Origin of the sequence: Anoxynatronum buryatiense (genome assembly GCF_900182905.1) — a bacterium.
In the GTDB taxonomy this organism is placed as follows: Bacteria; Bacillota; Clostridia; order Peptostreptococcales; family Tindalliaceae; genus Anoxynatronum; species Anoxynatronum buryatiense.
This window is the reverse complement of the sequence record NZ_FXUF01000001.1, coordinates 423,542-449,081: the sequence shown is the minus strand read 5'-3', so window position 1 is coordinate 449,081 and position 25,540 is coordinate 423,542. Positions and strand designations below refer to the sequence as shown.

Annotated in this window: 24 protein-coding genes and 1 tRNA gene; 22 read left to right on the top strand and 3 right to left on the bottom strand. The window is 48.1% G+C overall.

Features of this window, described 5'->3' with window-relative positions; translation table 11 throughout:
• The first annotated feature begins 26 nt into the window (after positions 1-26).
• Positions 27-1,250, top strand: a complete 1,224-nt coding sequence (tyrS, locus tag QOL74_RS02040; RefSeq protein ID WP_283407758.1) for a tyrosine--tRNA ligase — start codon at positions 27-29, stop codon at positions 1,248-1,250.
• A 61-nt stretch (positions 1,251-1,311) separates the two neighbouring features.
• Positions 1,312-2,538 carry a diaminopropionate ammonia-lyase gene (gene dpaL / locus QOL74_RS02035; protein WP_430383848.1) on the top strand — a complete coding sequence of 409 codons (1,227 nt, stop codon included), beginning with the start codon at positions 1,312-1,314 and terminating at the stop codon, positions 2,536-2,538.
• Positions 2,539-2,565: 27 nt separating this feature from the next.
• On the opposite strand, the gene QOL74_RS02030 is transcribed toward dpaL, so the two are convergent.
• Positions 2,566-3,807: a nitrilase-related carbon-nitrogen hydrolase gene (locus tag QOL74_RS02030; RefSeq protein WP_283407756.1), complete on the bottom strand. Its 1,242-nt coding sequence runs from the start codon at positions 3,805-3,807 to the stop codon at positions 2,566-2,568.
• A gap of 65 nt (positions 3,808-3,872) precedes the next feature.
• Here QOL74_RS02030 and QOL74_RS02025 point away from each other — a divergent pair, with 65 nt between their 5' ends.
• The 4 genes from QOL74_RS02025 to QOL74_RS02010 all read left to right on the top strand — a co-directional run bounded on the left by QOL74_RS02025 (position 3,873) and on the right by QOL74_RS02010 (position 7,468).
• Positions 3,873-5,162 (top strand): glycoside hydrolase family 3 N-terminal domain-containing protein, encoded by a 1,290-nt coding sequence (locus QOL74_RS02025; RefSeq protein ID WP_283407755.1) that lies wholly within the window; start codon positions 3,873-3,875, stop codon positions 5,160-5,162.
• 41 nt (positions 5,163-5,203) lie between these two features.
• The gene (locus QOL74_RS02020) at positions 5,204-5,971 is read left to right on the top strand and encodes an SDR family NAD(P)-dependent oxidoreductase (RefSeq protein WP_283407754.1); all 768 of its coding nucleotides are present in this window, start codon (positions 5,204-5,206) and stop codon (positions 5,969-5,971) included.
• Positions 5,972-6,007: 36 nt separating this feature from the next.
• Positions 6,008-6,478: a GNAT family N-acetyltransferase gene (locus QOL74_RS02015; protein WP_283407753.1), complete on the top strand. Its 471-nt coding sequence runs from the start codon at positions 6,008-6,010 to the stop codon at positions 6,476-6,478.
• 288 nt (positions 6,479-6,766) lie between these two features.
• Positions 6,767-7,468 carry a LiaI-LiaF-like domain-containing protein gene (locus QOL74_RS02010; protein WP_283407752.1) on the top strand — a complete coding sequence of 234 codons (702 nt, stop codon included), beginning with the start codon at positions 6,767-6,769 and terminating at the stop codon, positions 7,466-7,468.
• Here the strand turns inward: QOL74_RS02010 and QOL74_RS02005 are convergent, their stop codons facing one another.
• Positions 7,469-7,648, bottom strand: coding sequence for a hypothetical protein (locus tag QOL74_RS02005; RefSeq protein ID WP_283407751.1), 180 nt, complete (start codon positions 7,646-7,648; stop codon positions 7,469-7,471). It lies immediately after the preceding gene.
• A 335-nt stretch (positions 7,649-7,983) separates the two neighbouring features.
• Between QOL74_RS02005 and QOL74_RS02000 the strand changes: the two genes are divergently transcribed.
• On the top strand, positions 7,984-8,604 hold the full coding sequence (locus tag QOL74_RS02000; RefSeq protein WP_283407750.1) for a thymidine kinase: 621 nt from the start codon (positions 7,984-7,986) through the stop codon (positions 8,602-8,604).
• 134 nt (positions 8,605-8,738) lie between these two features.
• Here the strand turns inward: QOL74_RS02000 and QOL74_RS01995 are convergent.
• Positions 8,739-8,814: transfer RNA gene (locus QOL74_RS01995), tRNA-Thr, on the bottom strand.
• Positions 8,815-9,089: 275 nt separating this feature from the next.
• On the opposite strand from QOL74_RS01995, the gene QOL74_RS01990 reads away from it, so the two are divergent.
• The 15 genes from QOL74_RS01990 (at position 9,090) to QOL74_RS01920 (ending at position 25,436) form a co-directional block, all read left to right on the top strand.
• Complete coding sequence (locus QOL74_RS01990) at positions 9,090-10,043, top strand: phosphotransferase family protein (RefSeq protein WP_283407749.1); 954 nt, start codon at positions 9,090-9,092, stop codon at positions 10,041-10,043.
• A 199-nt stretch (positions 10,044-10,242) separates the two neighbouring features.
• The gene (gene gdhA, locus QOL74_RS01985) at positions 10,243-11,574 is read left to right on the top strand and encodes an NADP-specific glutamate dehydrogenase (protein WP_283407748.1); all 1,332 of its coding nucleotides are present in this window, start codon (positions 10,243-10,245) and stop codon (positions 11,572-11,574) included.
• Between the two features lie 109 nt (positions 11,575-11,683).
• On the top strand, positions 11,684-13,327 hold the full coding sequence (locus QOL74_RS01980; RefSeq protein WP_283407747.1) for a sensor histidine kinase: 1,644 nt from the start codon (positions 11,684-11,686) through the stop codon (positions 13,325-13,327).
• Positions 13,324-14,697 (top strand): sigma-54-dependent transcriptional regulator, encoded by a 1,374-nt coding sequence (locus QOL74_RS01975; protein ID WP_283407746.1) that lies wholly within the window; start codon positions 13,324-13,326, stop codon positions 14,695-14,697. Before QOL74_RS01980 ends, QOL74_RS01975 begins: the two co-directional genes overlap by 4 nt.
• Positions 14,698-14,946: 249 nt before the next feature.
• Entirely contained in the window at positions 14,947-15,237 is a 291-nt protein-coding gene (locus tag QOL74_RS01970; RefSeq protein ID WP_283407745.1) for a hypothetical protein, read from the top strand.
• Between the two features lie 179 nt (positions 15,238-15,416).
• Positions 15,417-15,617: a hypothetical protein gene (locus QOL74_RS01965; protein ID WP_283407744.1), complete on the top strand. Its 201-nt coding sequence runs from the start codon at positions 15,417-15,419 to the stop codon at positions 15,615-15,617.
• A 48-nt stretch (positions 15,618-15,665) separates the two neighbouring features.
• Positions 15,666-16,694, top strand: a complete 1,029-nt coding sequence (gene tdh, locus QOL74_RS01960; RefSeq protein ID WP_283407743.1) for an L-threonine 3-dehydrogenase — start codon at positions 15,666-15,668, stop codon at positions 16,692-16,694.
• 155 nt (positions 16,695-16,849) lie between these two features.
• Positions 16,850-17,158: an STAS domain-containing protein gene (locus tag QOL74_RS01955; RefSeq protein ID WP_283407742.1), complete on the top strand. Its 309-nt coding sequence runs from the start codon at positions 16,850-16,852 to the stop codon at positions 17,156-17,158.
• Positions 17,159-17,225: 67 nt separating this feature from the next.
• Positions 17,226-18,860 (top strand): amidohydrolase, encoded by a 1,635-nt coding sequence (locus QOL74_RS01950; protein ID WP_283407741.1) that lies wholly within the window; start codon positions 17,226-17,228, stop codon positions 18,858-18,860.
• A gap of 15 nt (positions 18,861-18,875) precedes the next feature.
• Positions 18,876-19,715 carry a WG repeat-containing protein gene (locus QOL74_RS01945; protein WP_283407740.1) on the top strand — a complete coding sequence of 280 codons (840 nt, stop codon included), beginning with the start codon at positions 18,876-18,878 and terminating at the stop codon, positions 19,713-19,715.
• Complete coding sequence (locus tag QOL74_RS01940) at positions 19,712-20,455, top strand: transglycosylase SLT domain-containing protein (protein ID WP_283407739.1); 744 nt, start codon at positions 19,712-19,714, stop codon at positions 20,453-20,455. Before QOL74_RS01945 ends, QOL74_RS01940 begins: the two co-directional genes overlap by 4 nt.
• A gap of 350 nt (positions 20,456-20,805) precedes the next feature.
• Positions 20,806-21,843 carry an N-acetyl-gamma-glutamyl-phosphate reductase gene (argC, locus tag QOL74_RS01935; protein WP_283407738.1) on the top strand — a complete coding sequence of 346 codons (1,038 nt, stop codon included), beginning with the start codon at positions 20,806-20,808 and terminating at the stop codon, positions 21,841-21,843.
• 102 nt (positions 21,844-21,945) lie between these two features.
• Positions 21,946-23,169, top strand: a complete 1,224-nt coding sequence (gene argJ, locus QOL74_RS01930) for a bifunctional glutamate N-acetyltransferase/amino-acid acetyltransferase ArgJ (protein WP_430383844.1) — start codon at positions 21,946-21,948, stop codon at positions 23,167-23,169.
• Between the two features lie 67 nt (positions 23,170-23,236).
• The gene (argB, locus tag QOL74_RS01925; RefSeq protein ID WP_283407736.1) at positions 23,237-24,100 is read left to right on the top strand and encodes an acetylglutamate kinase; all 864 of its coding nucleotides are present in this window, start codon (positions 23,237-23,239) and stop codon (positions 24,098-24,100) included.
• A 136-nt stretch (positions 24,101-24,236) separates the two neighbouring features.
• Complete coding sequence (locus QOL74_RS01920) at positions 24,237-25,436, top strand: aspartate aminotransferase family protein (RefSeq protein WP_346771697.1); 1,200 nt, start codon at positions 24,237-24,239, stop codon at positions 25,434-25,436.
• The last annotated feature ends 104 nt before the right edge of the window (positions 25,437-25,540 follow it).

Genomic DNA, 25,540 nt, shown 5'->3' with positions numbered 1-25,540 from the left:
TGCCCTGATTACAGGAGGAGACCCATATGTCCAACGTATTTGATGTGCTTAAAGAGAGAGGTTATGTTGCACAGGTAACCCATGAAGAAGATTTGCGGCAGCTGCTGGGGGAAAAACCGGTCACATTTTACATTGGGTTCGATGCCACAGCAGAAAGCCTTCATTTGGGTCACTATGTTCAGATCATGGTGATGATGCACCTGCAGAAGGCGGGCCATCGTCCGTTGGTACTGCTGGGAGGCGGTACTACCATGGTGGGTGACCCATCGGGTAAAACAGATATGCGAAAGATGTTAACTCAGGAACAGATTCAACATAATGCACTGCGCTTTAAAGCGCAGTTTGAACGGTTCTTGGAGTTTGGCGAAGACAAGGCGTGCATTGTGGATAATGCTGAATGGCTGTTGGAATTAAACTATGTAGAATTTCTGCGCAACATTGGGCGGCATTTTTCTGTTAACAGAATGCTGGCGGCAGAATGTTATAAATCACGTCTTGATCAGGGACTCACCTTCCTGGAGTTTAACTATATGATTATGCAGGCCTACGACTTTCTGGAATTATATCGTCGGTATGACTGTCAGCTGCAAATGGGTGGCGACGACCAGTGGTCCAATATTCTGGCGGGGTATGAACTGATCCGTAAAGTAGAACGGGATAATTCCTTTGCCCTCACTTTTCAGCTGTTGACCACAAGTGAAGGGAAAAAAATGGGCAAAACTGAATCTGGCGCTTTGTGGCTGGATCCCGAAAAAACATCCCCGTATGAGTTTTATCAATACCTTCGCAATGTGGATGACAGAGATGTGGAAAAAACCCTGAAATTGCTCACCTTTGTATCTATGGAGGATATAAAAGAACTGTGCAGCGCCGAAGGGGCTGCCCTCAACAGGGCCAAAGAAGTGCTGGCCTTCGAAGCGACTAGGATTGTGCATGGTGAAGAAGCCGCCCGGCATGCCCAGGAGGCAGCACGAGCCGCTTTCAGCGGCGGTGTATCAGAAGACATGCCCACCACAGCGTTGAATGAAACTGTTTTGAAAGACGGACTTGATATCCTGACACTGCTGATGGAAACCGGGCTGGCAGCCAGTCGTTCAGAAGCACGGCGACTGGTGCAACAGGGCGGGATCAGTATTAACGATGAAAAAATCGCTGCCATCGAAACGGTGATCACCCTTGACTATTTAGATGATGGGCAGATGATCATCAAAAAAGGCAAAAAAGTCTACCATCGAGTCGTTGCAGAGTAAGCACCAATACATTTCTGGTAGCCGCATAACGGACAGGTGAAGGAGGAATCGGTGAATGCCGCTGACAAATTCCATGGAGTGGATGATGAACCCCCGCTTTGAACAGCAGGTATCAGAAGATGGACCGGCTGCCTTTCTGAACCCGGAGCGCATCGAAGCGGTCAATCGGCTGGTGGCCAGTATGGATGGCTATGTACCGACCCCCTTGGTGAATCTGCCGGCCCTGGCAGGCTTCTGGGGTTTGGGAGCCATTTACGTTAAAGATGAATCAAAGCGATTTGGCCTCAACGCTTTTAAGGTACTTGGAGGAATCCATGCCGTTGCCAATGTCATTTGCCGGCGGCTGGGAGTCGGCATGAATGATATGACCTTTCAACAGTTGATCTCAGAGGAAACGCGGGAAAAGCTGGGTGATCTGTTATTTGTCACAGCCACAGACGGCAATCACGGCCGGGGAATTGCCTGGGCTGCCCGGCAAATGGGACAGCGGGCAGTGGTGTTCATGCCCAAAGGATCTTCTGCCTGCAGGCTGGAAATGATTCAACAGGAAGGTGCCGAGGCGAGCATTACTGAAATGAACTACGATGATGCTGTGCGTCATGCCCGGGAGTATGCCCAGGCTCATGATGGTATCGTTGTGCAGGATACTGCCTGGGAAGGATATGAAGAAATCCCTGCCTGGATTATGCAGGGATATGCAGTGATGATGGAAGAAATCAGCGGGCAATTGAAAGAACTGGGAAAGCTGCCGCCCACTCACGTGTTTCTTCAGGCTGGTGTCGGCTCTTTTGCAGGAGCCATTCAGGGTTATCTGGCGGCCAAATGGGGTGAACATCGGCCTCAAACCGTTGTGGTGGAACCTGACCAGGCAGATTGTTACTTTCGAACTGCCAGTATTGACGACGGCATGCCCCATGCTGTTACCGGTGACATGGCCACTATTATGGCGGGTCTGGCCTGTGGTGAGCCCAATTTGCTGGGCTGGAAAATCCTGCGGAAATATACCCGGGCTTTCGTTTCCTGTGCTGATCCCCTGGCTGCCAGGGGTATGAGAATTCTGGCTGCCCCCATGGCGGGAGATCCTGTCGTTATCTCCGGAGAATCAGGAGCTGTGGGCATGGGTGTTCTGGCAGAAATGATGCAGCAAAACACCGATGGAGAGCGTCTGGCAAAAGCCCTCCAAATGAATGCCGAATCCCGTATTCTGATCATCAGCACTGAGGGAGACACAGACCCTGACCAGTATCGGCGAATTGTATGGGAGGGAGCATATCCTTCACAAAAGTAAACAGAGCCGCCTCCGGCGGCTCTCATGCTATAGATACAGCTGGTAATCTTCGCTGTGCTTGATAAAGTCGGTTTGCAGCTGCAAGCCGTTTTTTTCGCCGCTCAACACTTTTCTGACAATGGCTTGGGCAAGGTGGGTGACCGGCTTTTCATTGAAGATTTCATCGGGAGTTAAAAAAGCAGCTTCGGTGTTTTCAAAACCGTCGGGAACTGGTTCGCCGCCTAAATCTTCCATGCGGTATACCTGATAGCTGTCCACCACTCCATTGACTCGAAGGTTTCGAAGGGCCAACAGTTCCAAGGCCTGGGTGTGCACACTGGTTTCCTCCATGATTTCTCTGGCAGCACCCACTTCAGGAGCCTCTCCTTTGTCCAAATGACCGCCTGGCAGCAGCCAGTAACCCTTGATGCGGCCATAGTTTTGACGCACCATTAAAAAACGGCCGTCTCGTTCCACCAGTCCACCCACGCCAATGAAGTTTTGGGGATAGACCCATTTCATCAGTGCCATCTCGTTGATTTGCCGGGCATGGTGCCGGATGGCCCGTTTCCTTTCCACCTGGTCGGCATCAAGCGTAAACTCGATGAGCTGCTCCTGGTCATTGGCTTCAAAAAGCATTTTACCAGTGGGAGAAATGATGCAGGAATGGCCAAAATAATTGGCGCCCACCCGATTCACAGCAGCCACAAAAACCTGGTTTTCCATGGCCCTGGCTTTTAGCAGTGTCATCCACTGATCGAAAAAGGGACTTGAGTACTGAGCGGGAACAGTGACCAACTGGGCACCCTGCTGTGCAATGCCCCGGGTGGTTTCGGGGAACATGATGTCGTAACAGTTGGCCACTCCAAAAGGTACGTCATTTGCCTGAAAAAGAGGGATTCGGTTGCCGCGGTTAAACGTTTTTCCTTCCAGGTGCCGCTGGCTCACCAGATGCATTTTTCGGTAACGGTCCTGGGTGGTGCCATCAGGATTTAATACATAAGTGGTATTGAACAACCGATCGCCCTTTGATTCAGGCACACTGCCTCCCATGATCACCGTATGATAGTGGCGCGCCAGATGATTGAGGAACGAAAGTGTCTTGGAAAGCACTTGGCTATGATGTTTCATTCGCCGGTAGTCAAAACCCACCGACCACATTTCCGGGAGCATGAGAAGGTCTGGTGGTTGCGTCGCCTGTTGCAACAGTTTTTCGATGGTACTGCAGTTGGCATCGAAATCGCCTTTGATAATATCCATTTGAATCATCGTGATGTGTAGGGGTTTCATTGTATCAGCCTCCAAGTAATAAGTACCCCTTTAGAAAAAAAACCAACAGTCAGGCAGGTGACGCAATGAAAATAATACCTGGTGGAAATCATCGGAGAAAAGAGATGGGCGGTAAACAACTTCAGCATTGGATATTGGCGGCTTTGGTTTTCAGCCTGCTGATGACGGGTGGGCTCATCGGTTGCCGGAAGCATAACGATGTGGATCAACTGGGAGCAAGAGATACCGAAACAGAGAGTATTAATGAAGATGGTCTGGAACAATCACAGAAAGAGCTGGAGGAATCGCCGGCAGTCGATCTCATTGATGAAGCGATGAAAAAAATAAATGAGCTGACGGCGGCAATGAGCCTGGAAGAAAAGGCGGGGCAGGTGATCATGCCGGCCTTTCGACAAACGGCTGAAGGAACACTGCTTCACCGACTGGATGAGTTTACCCGTGATATGCTGTTGGAAATTCAACCGGCGGGAGTGATTTTGTTCTCTGAAAATATCGATCATGATTCACAAGTGAAATTGCTCATCGAAGCATTGCAGGCCAAAGCAACCGTGCCCCTGCTGGTGTCGGTGGATGAGGAAGGTGGGCGAGTCAGTCGGCTGGGGGCAAAAGGAATTTCAGTTCCCCGGCTGCCTGCAGCTGGTGTTTTTGGAGAATCCGGGGATGTAAAAATGGTTTATGAAGCTGGCCTTGAATTGGGAAAAGCCATGAAGATGCTGGGTTTCAATATGAACATGGCACCAGTGGCAGACGTCAATACCAATCCCCTTAATCCGGTAATCGGTGATCGCTCCTTTGGCAGCGACCCGGTTGAGGTGGGACGAATGGCGGTTTCAATGGCCAATGGGTTAATGGATGCAGGCATTATTCCGGTACTGAAGCACTTTCCCGGACATGGTGACACTCATCAGGATACGCATCAGGGGGCCGTCAGTCTTCCACATGACCAAGAGCGACTGGTTTCGATAGAGTTGATTCCTTTTCAGCGCGGAATTGAAGCTGGATTGCCGGTCATCATGACCGCGCACCTACATGTACCGGCCTATGACAATGCTTTCCCCGCCACACTGTCGCCGGCCGTTCTAACAGGATTGCTGCGGGAAACACTGGGGTTTGAAGGGGTAATTATGACAGATGCACTGGACATGCAGGCAATCACCGACGAGTGGTCAACCGGAGAAGCAGTCATTCTGGCACTGGCTGCGGGGGCAGACCTGCTGCTGATGCCCCCTGAACCCCTGGTTGCCAGAGACGCCATTGTGACGGCGGTGACAAATGGAGAGTTGCCTCAGGAACGACTGGATGCAGCTGTGGAGCGTGTATTATTGTTGAAATGGGAAGCTGGTCTGATAAACTGAAACAATAACTGCTAATATATTCATCATGGGAGGGAAGAAAAATGGATCCGCGAGTGATACAAAAGGTATATGATTTTTTTAAGCTTGAAGACAAAGTGGCTATTATCACAGGTGCCGGTAATGGCATTGGCAAGGCAACGGCCATCATGATGGCTGGATTAGGAGCCAGGGTGGTTGCCTGTGACATTGAAACAGAGCGTGTCAATGAAACTGTGGCAGAAATCACCAGAGATGGCCTGACAGCCATGGCATTCACCTGTGACATCACCCAGCCAAACCAAATTCAGTCGCTGGTGGACAGAACGCTGGAAATTTTCGGAACCGTGGATATTCTGGTGAACAACGGGGCAACACTGGGAGGCGGAAAACTGGTGGACGAAGTCGATGAGCCGGAGTTCGACCGCCTGATCGATGTGAATTTGAAGGGCGTGTACCACTTTATCAAAGCGGTACTGCCCATTATGCGGGCAAAGCAGTATGGGAAAATCGTCAGTGTCAGTTCGGTGGCAGCCATTGCCGGCGATTTCAGTGATATTCATTACAGCGCAGCTAAAGGTGGAGTGATTGCCATGAGCAAAACGCTTGCCAGAGAACTGGCTCAGGAGAAAATCAATGTGAATGTGGTGGCTCCGGGGCTAACCAATACACGGATGGCTCACGAGTGGGAATTTCCGTCGGCGCTGGAACGTTTTCACCGCATCGGTGAACCGGAAGACATGGCCGCAGCCATCTGCTTTCTCGCTTCTGATGCTGCCGGGTATTTTTCTGGCCAGGTGATCTCTCCCAATGGCGGCGAATATATGCAGTAAAAAGACTGATTTTCCAAATAATGAGGAGGTGAAAGGGTGAAAGAGCCGGTGGTGTATCTTTCAGGCGGAAAAGAGTTACTGGATCAAGTCAAGCCATTGTGGGAAAAGCTGAATGTTCACCACAGACAACATGCAACCCACTTTGCTGATCAGTTTGACCGCCTTACATTTGATGTTCGAAAACAAAAATTTCTCAGTGATGAAGCAATGAAGGTCCGGGTTGATCTGGTGAAGGTAAAAAAGGAGAGTGAATACGTCGGCTATTGTGTCAGCACCATTACAGATGAGAATATGGGAGAAATTGATTCGCTTTATGTGGAGCCCGAATATCGTCAGTATGGCATTGGTGACCGGCTGATGCGCCTTTCGATGTCATGGTTTAATGAACATAGGGTGGATCATTGCATCATCGGTGTGGCTGAAGGAAATGAGCGTCTTTTTGATTTTTATGAACGCTATGGGTTTTACCCCAGAAAAACTATTTTGGAGCAAAAAAGACGGGACTAACTGATTGAAGTGATAATCAAGCATAGTTGAGGGCTTGGAGGATAGAGCAAGGTGCAAAAACGACCGGAAACTGTGAAGCAGTTTTCCGGTCGTTTTTCAGGTGGTCATCACGACAGAATCGAATCATATAGATTTCTGCAATAGCGAAATCACCCTATTTTGCAGCTGTATGTTGTGAAACATTGAAAGAAAAAATGCGTATCTATAATCATAGAAACTGATTGGAACGGTTTGACAAAAGTGATTTGCAAAAATAAGTCAAACAATTTGAGAGACGGGGTGTGGAATATGAGAGGGAGAAAACAATGGCTGCCAGGCGGTTTGTTGATCGTTTTAGGAACGATTTTGCTGCTGAATAATCTGGGATACACAACGATTTCCATTGGCTGGCTGATACGCCAGTTTTGGCCGGTGGTGCTGATTTTGTGGGGTATTTCGTTTTTGGTTGGTCGAAAGGGAACCGGTGAACTCGTCACAGGGCTGGTGCTGGTGGTGCTTGGCGTGGTTATGTTGGGCAATCGTCTCGGATGGTTTGTTTTTGAAATGAAGAGAATGTGGGCGTTTTTATGGCCGCTGGTACTTATCATTATTGGTGTCAACTTTTTACGGGGGCCAAACGTGACAGGACGAAGCAATACTGCTTTTATGAGTGGCATCGAGAAAACGAAGGCATCCTGGGAATTGGAAGATGGCACTTATTGGGCAATTATGGGTGGTATTTCGCTTGATTTAAACAAAGCACGTCTGGAACCTGGCAGGGAGTATCAACTGTCGTGTAATGTGTTAATGGGCGGAATAGAAATCATTGTTCCGGCAGAAGCAACTGTCTACTGCGAGGGATCAGTGATGCTGGGAGGGCTTGAAATGCTGGGAGAAGAAACAGGCGGCATATATGCTTCACTGGCAGCAGAGCGGGTTGCTGCCGAATCTCATGCACCTGTGATTCGAATCCATTGCCGTGCTGCCATGGGCGGCATTGAAATATCCTGACTACGGTCTTTTCGTCCACTTCATCAGAAAGAACAGCCATAAAACAATCAAAGGCGCCAGCAGGTAGACTTCCACGCCCTCAAACCAGCCAGACATGAAGGCACCCCAAAGCACGATGGAAACCAGGGATATGAGTGTTAACATCAATTGACGGGGTGGGGGAAGCTGGCGTCGTGGCACTGCATGTGGCTCCTTTCAAGGTGCTTTTATGAATGATTGATGCGCGCAGAAGCAGCAGTTGCAATGGAGTGGTTACTCAGTTTATACCCACCTGTTTTGATGGCAAGCTGGCAATCCAGAAACCATTTAAAGTGAAATTATCACTCATGCCTTTGGTGCTGCCGCTGTCAGCAACAGTATGATCATGAGCATATTCATGATCCATAAGCGGAGATAAAAGTGCCAATACCTTGACAGAAAAGAGATCCTTCTGTAGGCTGGTAGTAAGGGAGTCCGGTGTCCCATGGGATAGCCGGGCTTTTTGGTAAAAAACCATCCCGAGGGAGGATTAATCATTGGCACAACTGACTTTTATTCATTCCACCATGAAAAGCGGCAAATCCCTTGATTTGCTGAAAACAGATCATGCTTACCGGGAACGCGGCTACAAGACCCTGCTCTTTACTTCGGAAGTGGATACCCGTTACTTAGACGATGATGGGTTACGCGACCCGCGGAAGGGTCAAATTACCACCCGTATTGGGTTGAAAGCGGAAGCATGGTTGATCGAGAAGGTGGACATCTGCCGTTTGGCCAGAGAAGAAAACCCGGACTGCATTCTGGTGGATGAGGCCCAGTTTCTGGCTGAAGAGATGATTCTCAATTTAGCTGAACTGGTGGATCATGAAGGAATTCCGGTCATCTGTTATGGCCTGAAGAATGATTTTAAGGGAGAATTGTTCCCGGGAAGTAAAGCACTACTGATCTATGCGGACACGCTTCGGGAAATTGAAACAGTTTGTGAATACTGCACCAATAAAGCTTCCATGAACTTGAGGTTGATTGATGGCACACCAGTTTTTTCAGGTGCTCAAATCCTCATGGGAGACAATGAGTACAAACCAGTATGCCGCAAGTGCTATCAATCAATGAAAAGACAACAGGCTGTAAAGTCAATGCAGTCAAACGGAGATTAAAACGGAAGCTACAATAAAAGCCCTCCCGGCCGGGGGGGCTTTTGCTTTCGGGATACTTTAGAAAAATGGCACATTTTTGGCACATTTTTTGGAACTATGCCAAGTTCACCAAATCCTGAAAGCATTGATTTTACTGGAGCTAGTAGCCGGATTCGAACCGGCGACCTGCGCATTACGAATGCGCTGCTCTACCATCTGAGCCATACTAGCAAATCGTTCAATACCACACTATTTTACCACAGATTCCAAAAGAGGAAAAGTATGAATAGCAATTTGAATGGCAGGAATCAAAAAATAATTCATCAGCAACGATTTCTCTACCAGCTTTTGATTGATGAAAAGATGACATGTATCCATTGATGAAACAGGCGACGATCTTTTTGTCGGGAAAGCGTTGAATTAAAAAATGTAAGGGTAATAAGTCTGGTAACGACTAGCAAGAAAGACGGATTATAAAGCATACCAATCGGAAATGAGTGAGTACTATGTTGATTTATCAGCCACAGGAAATCCAACGATACCTGCAAGATCTTCTGAGCAATCAAAACATTTCCATTGAACCCATTGGTAATCATGAGCTGGGCCGCCACCTGGTTTACCGGGTGAATCTTCCGGGAGAAGCACCGCTTGTCTTTAAACTCTATTGTAAAAAGAATCGACGACTTCGGGAAATTGCGGCCCTTCAGCGGCTGGAAGAATCACAGGTGAAGTGTGCCCGAATGAAGGCAGTGGGTATGCTGGCTGATGGAACAGAGTGGCTGTTATCCACTTTCATTTCAGGGATCGTGCTTGACCGGGTGTGGAAACAGATGAATGATGAGCAGGAACAGCACATGTTTGAATTGCTGGGAGACGAACTGGGGAAAATCCACAGTGCTGCCACTTATCCCTTTTTTGGGCACTGGGATGAAAATGGAAATAGTCTGTACAAGCTGAAGCATTACTTTTCAGAATTTGTTCGCAGCAGTGAATACGTATTTCGGCACATTGAAGCCCAGCAGCTGCCGGATTGGAGGCTGCTGGAAAAAGCCATCCGTATGATTCGCCGGAATTATTCATTGGTGAGTCCCATACGAGTCTCCCGTTTGACGCATCATGATTACGACGGCAGAAATATTCTTGTTCAACAGGAAGGAAAACAATGGAATATTACGGGTGTACTGGATTTTGAACAGAGTTTCCCCGGAAACTGCGAAATCGATCTTGCGGGAATTTATGCGCGTTACCTTATGGGAGCCACCCACCGGGAAGACTGGTTTCTGAAGGGGTATCAACGGCACTTGCCGGTGGACAAAGATTTCTGGCGGCGATTACCCTACTATCTTTTATGTAAGGGGGTAGTGATCTGCAGCTGGACCTATCATCAGGCACCCGATTATTACCAGGAAGGGGTGCACCTGATTCAACGGTTCTACTCATTAGTGGAAGAAGAACAGTAAAAATGGGGAAATATACCCCGGCGGAATTGTCTTAAAAATCACAAAAAAATGTTGATTTTCCATGAAAGTAGCAGTATGATAAGAGTGAGTAGGGCATAATGACCCGCAAATTTAAAAAGGAGGGGCATTATAACCCAAATCTCCAGATGACAACTTAGGGGAAAACGTTGTCATACATCGTATGTGAGGAGGAAGGTTAATGTCAATGCATGATTTTTTGAATCAGGTGGCAGCCAACAACCCAAATCAACCAGAATTTTTACAGGCAGTACATGAGGTTGTGGAGTCTATCTGGCCGGTGTACGAGAGTCATGACAGCTTGTATCGAAACAAAATACTTGAGCGAATCGTTGAACCGGAACGGGAAATCAAATTTCGGGTTACCTGGGTGGACGATCGGGGAGAAGTTCAGGTGAACCGTGGGTATCGTATTGAGTTTAACAGCGCCATTGGACCATATAAAGGCGGCCTTCGTTTTCACCCCACTGTTAATCAGTCGATTCTCAAGTTTTTGGGATTTGAGCAAATTTTTAAAAACAGTCTCACCACGTTACCCATGGGAGGTGGCAAAGGCGGTTCAGATTTTGATCCCAAAGGAAAATCAGACGATGAAGTGATGCGGTTTTGTCAGAACTTCATGTTAGAACTCTTTCGGCACATTGGCCCTGATACAGACGTACCTGCAGGCGATATTGGTGTGGGCAAGCGTGAAATTGGCTATTTATTTGGCATGTACTGCAAAATCAAAAATGATTTCACAGGGGTGTTCACAGGTAAAGGAATGGAATGGGGAGGCAGCCTTATTCGGCCTGAAGCCACCGGTTATGGATGCACATATTTTGCAGAAGAAATGTTAAAAACCCGCGGTAATTCACTGGAAGGCAAAACTGTTGTTATATCCGGTTCGGGTAACGTGTCACAGTACGCCATACAAAAAGTCAATGATTTGGGTGGTAGAGTGGTGACAGCATCTGATTCGGGCGGGTTTATTCATGATCCTGATGGAATCACCGGAGAAAAATGGGAGTATCTGCTGGAGCTTAAGAACGTAAAAAGGGGTCGTATCAGTGACTACGCAAAGGTGTACGGAGTAGATTACCATGAGGGAAAACGGCCTTGGCATGTTCCCTGTGATGTGGCGCTTCCCTGTGCCACTCAAAATGAAATAAATGGTGAAGAAGCCAAAGCGTTGGTCAATAATGGATGTTTGTGCGTATCGGAAGGTGCCAACATGCCCTCAATGCCGGAGGCTGTCGAAATTTTCCAGGAGAATCAAATGCTCTTCGGCCCCGGAAAAGCTGCCAATGCAGGTGGCGTGGCTACTTCAGGGCTTGAAATGTCTCAAAACAGCCTGCGCCTCAATTGGACGCGCGATGAGGTGGATAGTCGGTTAAAATCCATCATGAGCGCCATTCATGAGCAATGTGTTGAACATGGGAAAACCGGCACCTATATCGACTATGTCAAGGGAGCCAACGTCGCCGGATTTTTGAAAGTTGCCAATGCCATGCTGGATCGTGGACTGGTATAGCAATCTGGTATACAGTATAATGAGGGCAGTGTTGTGAACCACTGCCCAGTAGAAATCATCAGATGACGGGAACGATTTCCCGTCATCTTTGCCGAAGGAGGTTGGTCAAATGCAACGCTTTGTCTCGTTTGCCTATCAGATGTTGCAGGCTGCGGGAAAGGAAACCAGCCGACTGGAGTTTGTGCATGCGATTTTCAAAATGGTGCAACAAGCAGCCAACGTGGACGAAACCAGCCTGTTTTTTTACTATGACCTTAAGCTATACCAGTTTCTGGCTGAGTACCGGGGCCAACCGGCACTGCGCTTATGTAAAGTGAACCCCCTGGCAAAATTGGATCATCTGTGGGATTATAACAGGTTGACGGATGTGTGGATGCCTGCTTTCTTTCAGGTCTACGTTGATTCCCGGGGTTTTTCAGACTGGCAGGTGGAAAACTGGGGCGGTTGTCATGTCATGGAGCAAAAAGTGCCTTCTGGTGATGCTGATGAAGTGACAGGGGTCTTGCTGGTACCGTTTCTTTATCAGCATGACAAAATGGGAATCGTCTTATTGAAACAAATGGGAGGACGTCCCTTTGATTCAGAGCTGAAACCGCTCTTTGAAGGATTAAGTCAGGCGTTGTCAGAAGCTTTTAATCATCAGCATGTACATCATGCCTGTCAGGAAAGAGTCAAAGAATTATCCTGTCTGTATGAAATCTCTCATCTGGCAGGTCTGACCAATGGCTCGAAAGAAGATGTGCTTGCCCGAATTGTCACAATGCTGCCTGCTGCGATGCAGTTCCCAGAAATAGCCACAGCGCGTATTTGTCTGGATAACCAGTGTTTTACCAGTCCGGGGTTTCAGGAAAGTGATATTCGGTTGACTGCAGCCATTACTTCGGAGAAACAGAACTGGGGAACATTGGAGGTATTCTACCTCCCTGGACATATGGATTTCTATGACGACATTTTTCTAAAAGAAGAGGAAAAGTTAATTCAAACGGTATCCAGCCAGATTGCCCTGCTCATGGAACGGAAGGAAGCTGAGGAATTGAGCCGTCGGCTGCAGAATCAGCTGCTTCATGCGGACCGGCTGGCTACTATTGGTCAGTTATCTGCCGGAGTGGCTCACGAAATCAACGAACCGCTGGGTTCCATTTTAGGATTCAGTCAATTGATCAAAGAAAGCAACACGGATGAAACAACACTGAAGGATATTGACAAAGTCATTAAAGCCACGCTTCACGCCCGGGAGATCATACGCAAACTGATGTTGTTTTCCCGCCAGATGCCTCCCAGAAAAAGTCGGATCAATGTGAATCAAATCATTGAGGAAGGACTATATTTTCTGGGGAGTCGCTTTGTCAAGAATGCCATACAATTGGAACGGCACTATGGAAAAAATATACCTGAAATCATTGCTGATCCTGGCCAAATACATCAGGTACTGGTGAACTTGGCTGTTAACAGCATGCATGCCATGCCAGATGGTGGTGTCTTTACCATTGAAACCAATGCTGTCAACGAAGAAGTACACCTGACAATCAGGGATACTGGTGTGGGAATGACTGAAGAAGTGCGCCAGAAAATTTTTCTTCCCTTCTTCACCACGAAAGATGTACAGGAAGGTACCGGACTGGGATTATCAGTGGTGCATGGAATTGTGACCGCCCACCACGGCCGCATTGAAGTCATCAGCCGCCCCGGTGAGGGAACATCTTTTGTGATTATTCTGCCGGTAAATGAAGCGGGGAAAGGAGCGGTTCAATGACAAAGGAATCCATACCAAAAGAGAAAGAACAGATACTTGTGGTGGATGATTCAGCTGATACGCTGGAAATTTTGGAACGCAAACTCGCCGGAAAAGGCTATCAGGTTTATCTGGCCAATCAGGTTGAAAGTGCGCTTCGAATCCTGGAAACCACAGAGATTGACCTGGTGATCACTGATTATAAAATGCCGAGACTCACAGGGCTTGATCTGATTCGTCATATAAGAGAGCGGGATCAGGACCTTCAAATTATCATGATCACCGGTTACCCTACGGTAGAAAGTGCAGTGGAAGCCGTTAAAAGTGGCGCGGAGGAATATCTGACCAAGCCATTTACAGATGAGGAGTTTTTTGCCTGTCTGAACCGCGTCATGGAAAACGTCCGCAACCGGAAGCTGGCCAGAGGAAAAGCTGCTCCCGACGGCAGTCGATACGGCATCGTGGCGGCATCTGAACCGATGAAAGAAGTCTTTCATGCCATTGATAAATCGGCAACAAATCCGGTGACTGTTTTGGTAACCGGAGAGAGCGGCACCGGTAAAGAGCTGGTCGCGCGGGCGATCCATTATCACAGCGAACGGGCAAAAGCACCTTTTGTTCCCGTTAACTGTGGTGCCATTCCGGAAAATCTGTTGGAAAGTGAGCTTTTTGGTTACATGAAAGGGGCTTTCACAGGTGCTAACGAAACCCGGGCGGGTTTTTTCATCACTGCTGATGGGGGTACCCTGTTTCTCGATGAGATTGGTGAGACCAGTCTTGCCATGCAGGTGAAACTACTGCGAGTGATGGAGGATGGAATGGTAATGATGGTGGGTTCTCAGCATCCCCGTCGGGTGAGCGTTCGTCTCATTGCAGCTACCAATAAAAATTTGAGAGATCTGGTAAAGCAGGGTCGCTTTCGGGAAGATCTTTACTATCGCTTGAATGTCATCAATATTCAAATACCTGCCCTGCGTGAGCGGGGAGATGATGTGGTACTGCTGTCTAATTATTTTTTACAGAAATGTGCAGGGGAGATTGGTCGTGATGTACCGGTTTTATCCGATGAAGTACTTCAGATTTTTAAGCGATACGAATGGCCGGGCAATGTGCGTGAGTTGGAAAATTTGATTCAGCGACTGGTGATCATGGTTGAATCTTCGCGGGTAACACAGGCCGATCTGCCTGCGTTTATGAAGGGCGGCATTTCCATTGCCAAGGGGTTCGAACGAACCCTTGAGCAGGTGGAACAAGAGTACATAATTGATGTGCTCAACTATACCGGGGGGAACAAAACTAAGGCTGCTGTCATTTTGGGAATCGACAGAAAAACCCTGAGACGGAAAATTGATGGCGTTGCAGATAATGATGATGGTGATAACACTCTTTGAACGATAAAGGCTTTGTGAAAAAATAGTAAAATCGGGACTAAATAGAACACCGGGGCATTTCACCTCGGTGTTCTTCTGTATAACTGGAAATGGTTGAAAGAATGAAAGTCTTGTAAATGTTGAAAATACAGGAAATATCAAAAAAATACACCGATCGAATTAGTTGGCACGCCTCTTGCTTATATATAGAGGTACCAGAAAAAGTCCAGCGGCCCGTCAAACGGGCGAAACGAATAAGGAGGGTTTCTCATGTTAAATGCGAAAAGAGAAGTAATGGAAAAAGAAGCAAAGGTGCAGGTAACCGGTATGTGTCTGAGCTGTGCGCATCAGGATGGCTGTGCAATGACGCACCATGGCGGCGCCAATTTGTACGGATGTGAGGAGTTTGAAAGTGCTGCCCAGCGTTCTGATCAGGTGGATTATCGGGAAGAAATGAAAACTACCCCTGTATTAGGGCTTTGTGCCACCTGTGATTCCAAAAATCAATGTGCACATAAGACAGCTCCCGGCGGTGTGTGGCATTGCGAAGAATATCGTTAAAAAACTGACTGTTTGAATCAGATGAATGAGACCGGTGGTTCCTTGTTGGAAACACCGGTTTATTTTTTGGTACGATCATTTGAGCCGTCTTTCCATTACAATCAAACTGGGTTATAATCTTCTTGCGTGGGTATGATTCTATCAAAGGTGCCGTGGAGGCGGAAGGAGAAGTGACTGTGATGAAACTGAAGGAAGTGCTGGCAAAAAGAGATCAACTGAAAAATCAGATCTATGCATTGAAGCGATCCATTGCGTTATGTCAAATTCATTTAAAAGATGAGGAAATGATCCAGGATTTAACCGACATCAAAGCGGTGCTGGATGCTGAGTTTAATGATTTGAGCAATGGATTAAAGGCCATTGAGGAAATTGAAATGTAAGGCTGCCTTGTGAAGTAAATAGAGTTCAAAGGGATAAGGGGGAGGTCAATGAAAGCGCTGGTTAAAAAAAACCGGGAAGCTGGCCTTTGGATGGAAGAAGTCCCTGTACCGGAAATTGGTAAAAATGATGTGCTGATCAGAGTTAAAAGAACATCTATCTGTGGAACGGATATCCATATCTATCACTGGGACGAATGGTCACAAAAGACCATTCCCGTGCCAATGACCATTGGGCACGAATTTGTGGGTGAAGTGGTGGCGATTGGTGAGAATGTACATGATGTGGAAATAGGCGAAACGGTGTCTGGTGAAGGTCATGTGGTTTGTGGTCGTTGCCGCAACTGTCTGGCCGGTCGTCGCCACTTATGCATGAACACCAGTGGTGTGGGCGTCAACCGGCCGGGTGCATTTGCTGAATACCTGTCTATTCCTGTGACAAATGTCTGGCACTGTGATCCGGCGATTCCCCTTGAGGTGCTTAGCTGCTTTGATCCCTTTGGTAATGCGGTACATACAGCTTTAAGCTTTGATCTGCTTGGAGAAGATGTGCTGATCACAGGTGCTGGACCCATTGGCATAATGGCCGTCGCTGTTGCCAAGCACGCAGGTGCCCGATATGTTGTGATCACCGATGTGAATGAGTACCGATTGGATTTGGCGCGTCAAATGGGAGCCACCAAGGCCATTAACATCCAAAATAACAGCATCGAAGAAACTTTCCGCGAACTTGGCATGAAAGAAGGGTTCGATGTGGGGCTGGAGATGTCTGGCAATGCATCCGCTTTTCGGAGCATGATCAGTCACATGTGCCATGGAGGTAAAATCGCTGTGCTGGGTATTCAACAGCCGGAAACAGTGATTGACTGGAATACAATTGTTTTCAACGGGTTAACCATAAAAGGCATTTATGGCCGTGAAATGTACGAAACCTGGTATAAAATGACAGCAATGATTCAGTCGGGGTTAGATATTTCGAAGGTCATTACTCACCGATATCATTATACAGAATTTGAGGAGGCGTTCAGGGTGATGGCTTCCGGCAAATCCGGTAAAGTCATCCTAAACTGGGACGAATAGCTGTTCAAAGCATCGATTAAGCTTGTAGTGACATCCGGATGACCGCGGCCCGCTGCCCAAAGATCACCATCAGGTGCTGACCGTTTCTGAAGTACATCAATTTGAGTCGATGACGGTCGGATGTCAATGCATGATAAAACAGGAGGTACCAGTAAATGCAGTCTTTACGAGAACATGAGACCATCACACTGTTTTTCGCTGAAGAACCTACAGCCAACAGCCTCAACGATCTTCTTCAGCAAACCTATGAGGTGCTTGACCAGCATCAATCTTGTCGCGAGGTTGTCATTGACATGAGTCAGATCAACTACATCGATTCCGCGGGGATTACCTTTCTGATCGGTCTTTACCGCAACCTGGCGCGCAATGAGACAAAACTGCGCATCAAAGGGGCGCGAACTGAAATCCGGGATCTGTTCCAGATTGTTAATCTGACCGAACTATTTCAGGTGGAAGCCGGATAATCGGTGTGAAATATCTTTCAGAAAACCACCTGAGGCGGTTTTCAATATGGCCCAAAGGAGTGATGGCATGGAACAACGAGTGCTCTTCTACGATGGAATCATTGAATCAGGTGACCTCGTGGAAGAAGCCATGCTGGTGCAGGGGGGACGTATTGTTGCTCTGGGCAGTCGGGATCAACTGGAAACACTGACGCCGATTCATCGAAAAGTATCGTTGCGAAATCACTATGTCATGCCAGGCTTCGTTGACAGTCACATTCATCTGATGGCCTATGGGTTTTCTCTTGAATCCATCGATCTGAGTGGGGCAGATTCTGTTGAGGAGATTCAGAATCGATGTGCCCGCTACCTTGAAGAAAAGCAACCGCCGCCGGGAAAATGGATCATTGGTCGTGGGTGGGATCAAAACCTTTTTCAGAAGAGTGTGTTTCCTGAGTGCCAGGATCTGGACGCCATCACAGTTCAAAATCCCCTCCTGTTGTTGCGTGTGTGTGGCCACATTGCTGTTGCCAATACACCTGGTTTACAGGTGGTCTATCCTGAACCGGAACGCATGAATCCTGCCATGAAACCCTGGCTGGAGCGAGGAATTGTGTTGGAAGATGAGCTGGAATGGTTTAAGACCCGGATGGAGCCAAAGCCTGACCGGGAAGAGTTGAAACAGGCGGTTCGAAGGGCAGCGGGTGAACTCGCCCGCTTTGGAGTGACCGCTGTTCATTCTGAAGACTCTTATGACCTCGGGTACAGCGGTGATTTTTCAGATATACGCCACACCTATCAGGAACTGGAATCTGAAGAAAAACTAACGGTACGTGTCTATCAGAAAATTTCAATGCCTACCATGAAGCATTTGGATCAATGGTTGTCTGAGGGGCAACGCACTGGTTGGGGCGATGATTTCTACCGGATAGGGCCAATGAAGTTATGGCTGGATGGCACTCTTGGCGGCCGTACAGCGGCGTTGCGGTTGCCCTATACCGATGACCCGCAGAATCATGGCATGCTTCTTTATGCAGATGACGAACTGGAAAGAATGGTGTTCAAAGCCCATGAAGGTGATATGCAAATCTGTCTGCATGCCATCGGTGATGCAGCGCTTCATCAGGCCCTCTGTGTATTTGAAAAAGTGGCAGATGTTTATGGGATACCATTGCGACACCGAATCATTCATTGTCAAATTGGAGATGCTAAGCTCTATGAACGAATGGCGGCACTGGGTGTGTCAGCAGACCTTCAGTTTGCATTTACTGCCTCAGACTGGACCATTGTCGAGCCGCGTTTGGGGCGAGAACGGGCAGCCACGGCCTATGCCTGGAAAACGCTTCTAAAGGCTGGCATCCCTCTTGCGGCTGGCTCAGACTGTCCTGTGGAAATCCCCAATCCTTTTCAGGCGATTCAGGCGGCAGTTACCCGAAAAGACATGAAAGGTCAGCCGGAAAATGGATTTAATCTTTTGGAAGCACTTACCCTGAAAGAAGCGCTCGCTGTTCATACAATGGGTTCGGCAACGGCTGCGGGACTGCAACGGGATCAGGGCAGTCTGGAACCCGGGAAGCTGGCAGACTTCATTGCTGTCTCCCACAACCCTCACCATCTACTGCCGGACCAATTGGCTGCCATGAAAGTGATGGGAACATGGGTGGGAGGCCGGCCGGTGTGGCAAGCCATTCCTTTCGATAAGCACATAATTGATTCTCTTTAGAGGGAGGTGATTCCCTTGGCAAAAGAAGAACAGCAAAATCAGGATCAGACCAAAGAAACCAAAGACAGAAAATTTGACATGAATAAGCAAGTGCCTAAAAAGGCAGCCATCCTGGTGATTGCCGGCGTTGTGTTGATGGCAGTTCTAATAACGGCTTTGGTGCTGTGGGCTGTGGTTGGGCGACAACGGGCATCAGACCAAGTGGCAGAACCGCCGCAGCTGGCAATGGAACTGCCGGATAGTGAAATGCCAAGCGCTGCTGAAGCACCGACGCTATCTGAACAACCCACTGTTTCGGAAGAACATCAACCTCCAGTGGTCCCGAACGATGAGGCAGCTTCCAATGCACCTGTCCATACTGAATTACTGCCGGTATCCATTGCTGGGGAGTGGGGATTCATCAATTCGGTGGGTGATGTGGTCATTACGCCCCAGTTTGACGCGGTATCTCTTTTTTCTGAGGGGTTGGCTGCGGTGAAACGACAGGGGAAAACCGGTTATGTGAACGAGTTTGGAGAACTGGTGATTCCCCTGGCATTTGAAGAGGGCCTTGCGTTTCAAGAAGGCCTGGCAGCGGTTTCCCTTGACAGGCGCTGGGGATTTGTAAACCAAAGTGGGCAAATGGCGATTGAACCCAGGTTTGATGATGTTTATTATTTTTCTCAGGGAATGGCACCGGCAAGGCAGGGAGATCGCTGGGGTTATATAAATCCTCGGGGTGATTGGGTGGTGGAACCTGAATTTAGTCGTGCTTTTCCTTTTGAAGGGGGCATTGCCCAAGTTCAATGGAATGGCCGGGAGGGGTATATCAACCTGGCGGGAGACTGGATCTGGGATCCTCGAATTCACCAATGAGAATAGACAAAACATCACTGATCTGGGGTGTGGCAGTTGTCTTCGTGGTGACGTGGATGATGGCACACCCGCCTGAAGAAAAACGCGAAGTTTCCATGGAGGTTCAGGTAACGACTTCGGCAGACCAGTGGCTTCATTTGCATCGTCATGAAAACCATCATCCTGAAACCTTTGTACGGGGATTGTTCCTCGAAAACAAGCGGTTGTCAGACTACCGCATTGATCGGGCATTGAGTGCCCAGACCATCAGTCAATTGAGATTTATGGCTGCAGAAACCGGCTTGAGTGAAGAAGCAGCCTGGATTCTGCTCCAGGGGTGTGAGGCATTTCAGTTAGATCCGTGGATGGTCTTGGCGTTGATCGATATTGAAACGGGCGGCACCTTTCGGGGTGACCTGGTGGGCAGCAATGATGATCGGGGGTATATGCAGATTACGCCCATCACAGAGCAACATCTTTTTAATCGTCACAGCGGCCAGTGGTCTTTCGCCTATGATCCGGAGATGATTTTTGAGTCATGGTACAATCTCACGCTGGGCATGCAGTACTTGCGGGAGCTGGCGGATCGTCAGGATGAAACAGACTGGGTTCAAGTGCTGAGTGAGTATAACAGAGGGCCCGATGGGCTTCGAATTTATTTTGATCGGCATCAGACAGTGGAAACATCCTATAGCCGGCGGGTGTTGGAAAGAAGCCGGGAATGGGAGGAACGCTATCAAAATAATGGTCATTTATTTTGAAATCTTCTTCAATGAGACTCGTAACAGAAAGTACATATCACACTGATGTGACGAAGACAGCTTAGGCCCTGAGCAAAAGGGGTTTAAGCTGTTTTTTTACAAGGAACATAGTAATATTTATACATTGAGGTGAATATAATACCGTTATTCCAAAATGCGTGGACAAATGTATTTTGAAAAACAATTGATATCAAATGAAATATATGGATGAAGAACAACTACACGAAATAGAACTTGCATAAAAAACCAACTTTCGATATAATAGAGTAAAATTATTTGCATCAAACGACGGAATTTCGGCAGCTGTGCAACCGAATGAGCCGGCGATGACCAAGAAGGAGGTCCAATTAATGAAAGCTGGTATTTTGGGCTCAACAGGCTATACCGGAGCTGAACTGGTACGCATTCTGATTCAGCATCCTGAGGTGGAACTTGCCTTTGTTGATTCCCGCAGTTATGAACATCAACCCTTTGAAGCGGTCTACTCCAACCTGAAGGGTCAGGCAGAGATGACCGCTGTTTCTGTAGATCCGGAAAATCTTCCTGAAAAAGTGGATATTGTTTTCTGTGCACTGCCACATCGAATCAGCCAGCACAAGGTGATTTTGTTGCAACGGCAGGGGATTCGAGTGGTGGATTTGTCGGCAGATTTTCGACTGGATCAGCAGTCTGTTTACGAGCAATGGTACAATACACCCCATGAAGCACCGGAACTGCTGGAAAAAGCTGTTTACGGTTTGCCTGAGTGGTATGCCGAAGAATTGAAAGAAACACGGCTGGCAGCAAATCCGGGATGCTTTCCAACCAGCATTTTATTACCCTTATTGCCGCTGTTGAAAGAAAACCTGGTGACTGGCGAGCATTTGGTGATCGACTCCAAAACCGGGGTTTCTGGTGCGGGGCGTGGCCCGTCGGCGGTGAATGTATTTTCACAGGTGAACGAAAATGTACGTGCTTATGGGATTGGTACTCACCGGCATACGCCGGAAATTGAACAGGAACTCAGTAAGGCCGCTGGAAAATCAGTCACCCTACAGTTTACCCCTCATTTGGTCCCCATGGACAGGGGTATCCTCAGTACCATTGTCATGCCGTTACCTGAAGGGCTGACGGAGAGAAAACTGCAGGACTGTTACCAGGCATATTATGATCACAAACCCTTTATTCGGTTATTGGGGACAGACACCCTCCCGGAAACAAAAGCGGTAAGAGGTTCGAATTTTTGCGATATCGCGTGGAAGGCTGACCGGCGATCAGGCAATCTGATACTGGTGTCGGTCATCGATAACCTGATAAAAGGATCATCAGGAGAAGCTGTCCAAAATATGAATCTGATGCTGGGGCTGCCTGAAGAAATGGGGCTTCATCATCTCCCCATCTGGCCTTAGGCATCTTATATAATGCTGATAGTCAAACTGAATAAAGGTAAAACACATTCAAAAATCATACGATGACACAAAAAGCATCCATCAACAAAGGAGATGAATAAAGTGACATATGAAGTGATACCCAATGGCCATGTTACCAGCCCTCGGGGATTTCTGGCGGGCAGTGTCCACACGGGGGTCAAAAAAGAAAAAGATGATCTCGTACTACTTATCAGTGAGACTGCGACAACATCAGCCGCGATGTTCACACAAAATCTTGCGGCAGCAGCGCCGGTTCATATCAGCCGCGAAGTGTTTGATGAGGGCGATGTACGTGCGGTGCTGGTGAATAGCGGCAATGCCAATGCCTGCACCGGCAGCCGGGGAGAAGCGGATGCCCTGGAGTTGCAGCAGATAACGGCGGAAATGATGAAAATGAAACCACAACAGGTGGCATTGGCCTCTACCGGGGTGATCGGCGTACCCCTGCCCATGGATAAGATACGGGCAGGCATTCCCACAGTGATCAAGGCTTGCCATGCCCAAGGGGGGCCTCAAGCAGCTCAGGGAATCATGACCACCGATACGATACGAAAAGAAATGGCCGTGACCACGGTGATCGACGGGAAAACCGTCACCATTGGCGGAATGGCCAAAGGCTCTGGAATGATTAATCCCAATATGGCCACCATGCTGGGATTTATCACCACCGATGCGGCTGTAGAGCTGAGCTACCTGAAAGAAGCGGTGGCTGCAGTGGTGGAAGATACTTATAACATGATCACGGTGGATGGTGACACCAGCACCAACGATACGGTGATGGTACTGGCCAACGGCCAGGCGGGGAACAAGCCCCTGAATGATCAGCATCCTGACAAAAAGAAATTCATGGATGCCTTGTATGCAGTGAACGAAGCCCTGGCAATATCCATTGTGAAAGATGGTGAAGGAGCCACGAAATTAATGGAAGTCATCACCGAGGGATTCGCCACCAAAACAGATGCCCGATTGGCTGCAAAAGCCGTACTAAACTCAAACCTGGTGAAAACCGCTATTTTTGGTGAAGACGGCAATTGGGGCCGCATTGTTTGCAGCTTGGGTTATTCAGGTGCTGCATTCCAATTGAATGATGTGGCACTGACGCTGGCCAACAGCCGGGGAGAATCGGTGCAAGTGCTGTCGGCGGGGCTGCCCCTTAACTATTCTGAAGAGAAGGTGGCGGAACTGCTGAAAGATAAGAAGGTGATGATTCGTCTGACAGCAGCTTCAGGCGAAGCGTCAGCCCGGGGATGGGGATGCGATCTTTCCTACGATTATGTCAAAATTAATGGATCGTACCGCAGTTAATTATCACCTTACGCTCTGACGAAACACCCATTAATACCCATTGCATCGATACAAGGAGGAAAAATAAGTGAGTCAATCAACCAACGGCGGCGAGTTCAATCCTGAACTGCTGCTGCAAAGTTTACCATATATTCAGCAGTACCATCAAAAAATCATTCTGATTAAATACGGCGGTAACGCCATGGTGAATGAAGAACTGAAAGGGCAGGTCATAAAAGACATCGCCTTCATGAAATACGTGGGCATGAAACCAGTCATTATGCACGGTGGCGGCCCTGAAATCACCGGAATGATGGAAAAGCTGGGTCATGAAACCAAATTCATCAATGGCCTGCGGGTGACAGACGAATTGACGATGGAAATTACTGAGATGGTGCTGACGGGAAAGGTAGCCAAAGATCTGGTGGGCCGACTCAGCCGATACGGGATCAAATCCATCGGCATCAGCGGGCAGGACGGTGGCTTGATCAAGGCACGACAAAAGAAGCCGGAGCTGGGTTTTGTGGGAGATGTTGTTGAAATCAATCCTGAACTGGTATTTGATTTACTGGAGAAGAACTATGTGCCGGTGATTTCTTCCATAGGCTGTGATGAGAAAGGAAAGCGCTACAATATCAATGCCGATGAGGCCGCGGGCAAAATGGCGGTGGCATTGGGAGCTGCTGTGCAACTCTTGCTGACAGATGTGCAGGGAGTCATGAAAGAAGAAGGCACTCAAAAAGTGGTGATTCCGGAACTCTGCCCCAAGGAGATCAAGCATTACATTGAAAAAGGCGTGATCACGGGCGGGATGATCCCCAAAGTGAACTGCTGTGTGGAGTCTGTTGCCAACGGTGTGCGTCGGGCCCATATCATTGATGGCCGCGAGTCTCATTCGTTGCTTTTTGAAATCTTTTCAGACAGCAGCAAAGGCACCACAATCAGTGAATAGAATAGAAATGATGCCTGGGGCCGGCTGAGCGTTGACGATGTGTCGCATAAGGCGCATAATAATTACCAAAGCAACAGTACCTTACAAGGAGATACCAAAAATCAGTTGAAATGGTTTCTGAGAAGGAGACGATGAGATGATGAACATGACAAAAGAAGAAATGATTCTGGCAAGTGACCAGGTACTCATGCAAACGTATAAGCGGGTTCCCGTGGTATTCACCTCTGGTGAGAAATGTATCCTCACCGATTCTGAAGGAAAGAAATATCTGGATATGATGGGCGGCCTGGCTGCCTGCGGATTGGGACACAGCCCCCGGGTGCTGGTTGAGGCCATTAACCGGCAAGCGGCTCAGCTGATTCATATTACAAATTATTTTTATAATGAACCGCAATTGGAACTGGCCCGGCTCTTAACAGCCAATTCTTTTGGAGACAAAGTATTTTTTGCCAATAGCGGTGCAGAAGCCAATGAGGGTGCCATTAAGCTGGCCCGAAAATATGCCTATACGAACTTTGGGCCGGAAAAATATGAAATCATTGCCATGACCAGTTCATTCCATGGTCGCACACTGGGAACTCTCAGCGTGACCCACAATGAAGCTTATAAAGTTGGCATTGAACCACTGCCCAAAGGATTCACCTTTGTTACTTTCAATGACGAAAAAGCCCTAGAGGAAGCCATTACCCCCAATACTTGTGCCATTATGCTGGAACCTTTGCAGGGTGAGGGGGGTATTACTCCCGCCACACCGGCATTCATGAAGAAAGTGAGGCAACTGGCAGATGAACACCAGTTGCTGGTAATTGCCGATGAAATTCAATGTGGTTTCGGCCGAACAGGAACCATGTTCGCCCATGAACAGTATGATATGATTCCGGATATTATGACGCTGGCCAAGTCTCTGGCGGGTGGGTTCCCCATCGGCGCCATTATCGCCACCGACAAAGTGGCTTCAGCTTGGAAGCCGGGAGATCACGGCACCACTTTTGGTGGAAATCCCCTGGCCTGCGCAGCAGGAACTGCTGTGTTTCAAGAGTTGTTGAATCTGGAAATTCCCTCGAAAGCAGCAGCCAATGGCGCTTATTTTCTGGAAAAGCTTCAAGAACTGGTGGACAAATATGCGTTTGTTAAACGCACCAAGGGAAAAGGGCTTATGGTGGGTCTTGAGTTGGACTTCCCTGGGGCGGCAGTGGTGGAAAAAGCCTTTGACAAAGGATTGATCATTAACTGCACTGCAGGTAATATCATTCGGTTTGTTCCTCCTATGATTATTACAAAAGAAGAGTTGGATACATGCGTCACTATTTTGGATGAAATTTTTAGTCAAATGTAAAGAACCAGGTTTTTCATTGCTATAATTCTGTCAGGATGAGCATGCAGATAAAGAATCTGAACGAAGTAATTGAATTTTTTCGACCCGGCAGTGGTTCTGCCGGG

Excerpts from the sequence above, each read along its gene's own strand:
- QOL74_RS01950 (WP_283407741.1), top strand. The coding sequence starts at position 17,226 with ATGGAACAACGAGTGCTCTTCTACGATGGAATCATTGAATCAGGTGAC.
- QOL74_RS01940 (WP_283407739.1), top strand. The coding sequence starts at position 19,712 with ATGAGAATAGACAAAACATCACTGATCTGGGGTGTGGCAGTTGTCTTC.
- QOL74_RS01975 (WP_283407746.1), top strand. The coding sequence starts at position 13,324 with ATGACAAAGGAATCCATACCAAAAGAGAAAGAACAGATACTTGTGGTG.
- QOL74_RS01990 (WP_283407749.1), top strand. The coding sequence starts at position 9,090 with ATGTTGATTTATCAGCCACAGGAAATCCAACGATACCTGCAAGATCTT.
- QOL74_RS02025 (WP_283407755.1), top strand. The coding sequence starts at position 3,873 with ATGAAAATAATACCTGGTGGAAATCATCGGAGAAAAGAGATGGGCGGT.
- QOL74_RS01920 (WP_346771697.1), top strand. The coding sequence starts at position 24,237 with ATGATGAACATGACAAAAGAAGAAATGATTCTGGCAAGTGACCAGGTA.
- tyrS (WP_283407758.1), top strand. The coding sequence starts at position 27 with ATGTCCAACGTATTTGATGTGCTTAAAGAGAGAGGTTATGTTGCACAG.
- argC (WP_283407738.1), top strand. The coding sequence starts at position 20,806 with ATGAAAGCTGGTATTTTGGGCTCAACAGGCTATACCGGAGCTGAACTG.
- QOL74_RS02020 (WP_283407754.1), top strand. The coding sequence starts at position 5,204 with ATGGATCCGCGAGTGATACAAAAGGTATATGATTTTTTTAAGCTTGAA.
- QOL74_RS01980 (WP_283407747.1), top strand. The coding sequence starts at position 11,684 with ATGCAACGCTTTGTCTCGTTTGCCTATCAGATGTTGCAGGCTGCGGGA.
- QOL74_RS02010 (WP_283407752.1), top strand. The coding sequence starts at position 6,767 with ATGAGAGGGAGAAAACAATGGCTGCCAGGCGGTTTGTTGATCGTTTTA.
- QOL74_RS01970 (WP_283407745.1), top strand. The coding sequence starts at position 14,947 with ATGTTAAATGCGAAAAGAGAAGTAATGGAAAAAGAAGCAAAGGTGCAG.
- tdh (WP_283407743.1), top strand. The coding sequence starts at position 15,666 with ATGAAAGCGCTGGTTAAAAAAAACCGGGAAGCTGGCCTTTGGATGGAA.
- QOL74_RS01955 (WP_283407742.1), top strand. The coding sequence starts at position 16,850 with ATGCAGTCTTTACGAGAACATGAGACCATCACACTGTTTTTCGCTGAA.
- QOL74_RS01965 (WP_283407744.1), top strand. The coding sequence starts at position 15,417 with ATGAAACTGAAGGAAGTGCTGGCAAAAAGAGATCAACTGAAAAATCAG.
- QOL74_RS02030 (WP_283407756.1), bottom strand. The coding sequence starts at position 3,807 with ATGAAACCCCTACACATCACGATGATTCAAATGGATATTATCAAAGGC.
- gdhA (WP_283407748.1), top strand. The coding sequence starts at position 10,243 with ATGTCAATGCATGATTTTTTGAATCAGGTGGCAGCCAACAACCCAAAT.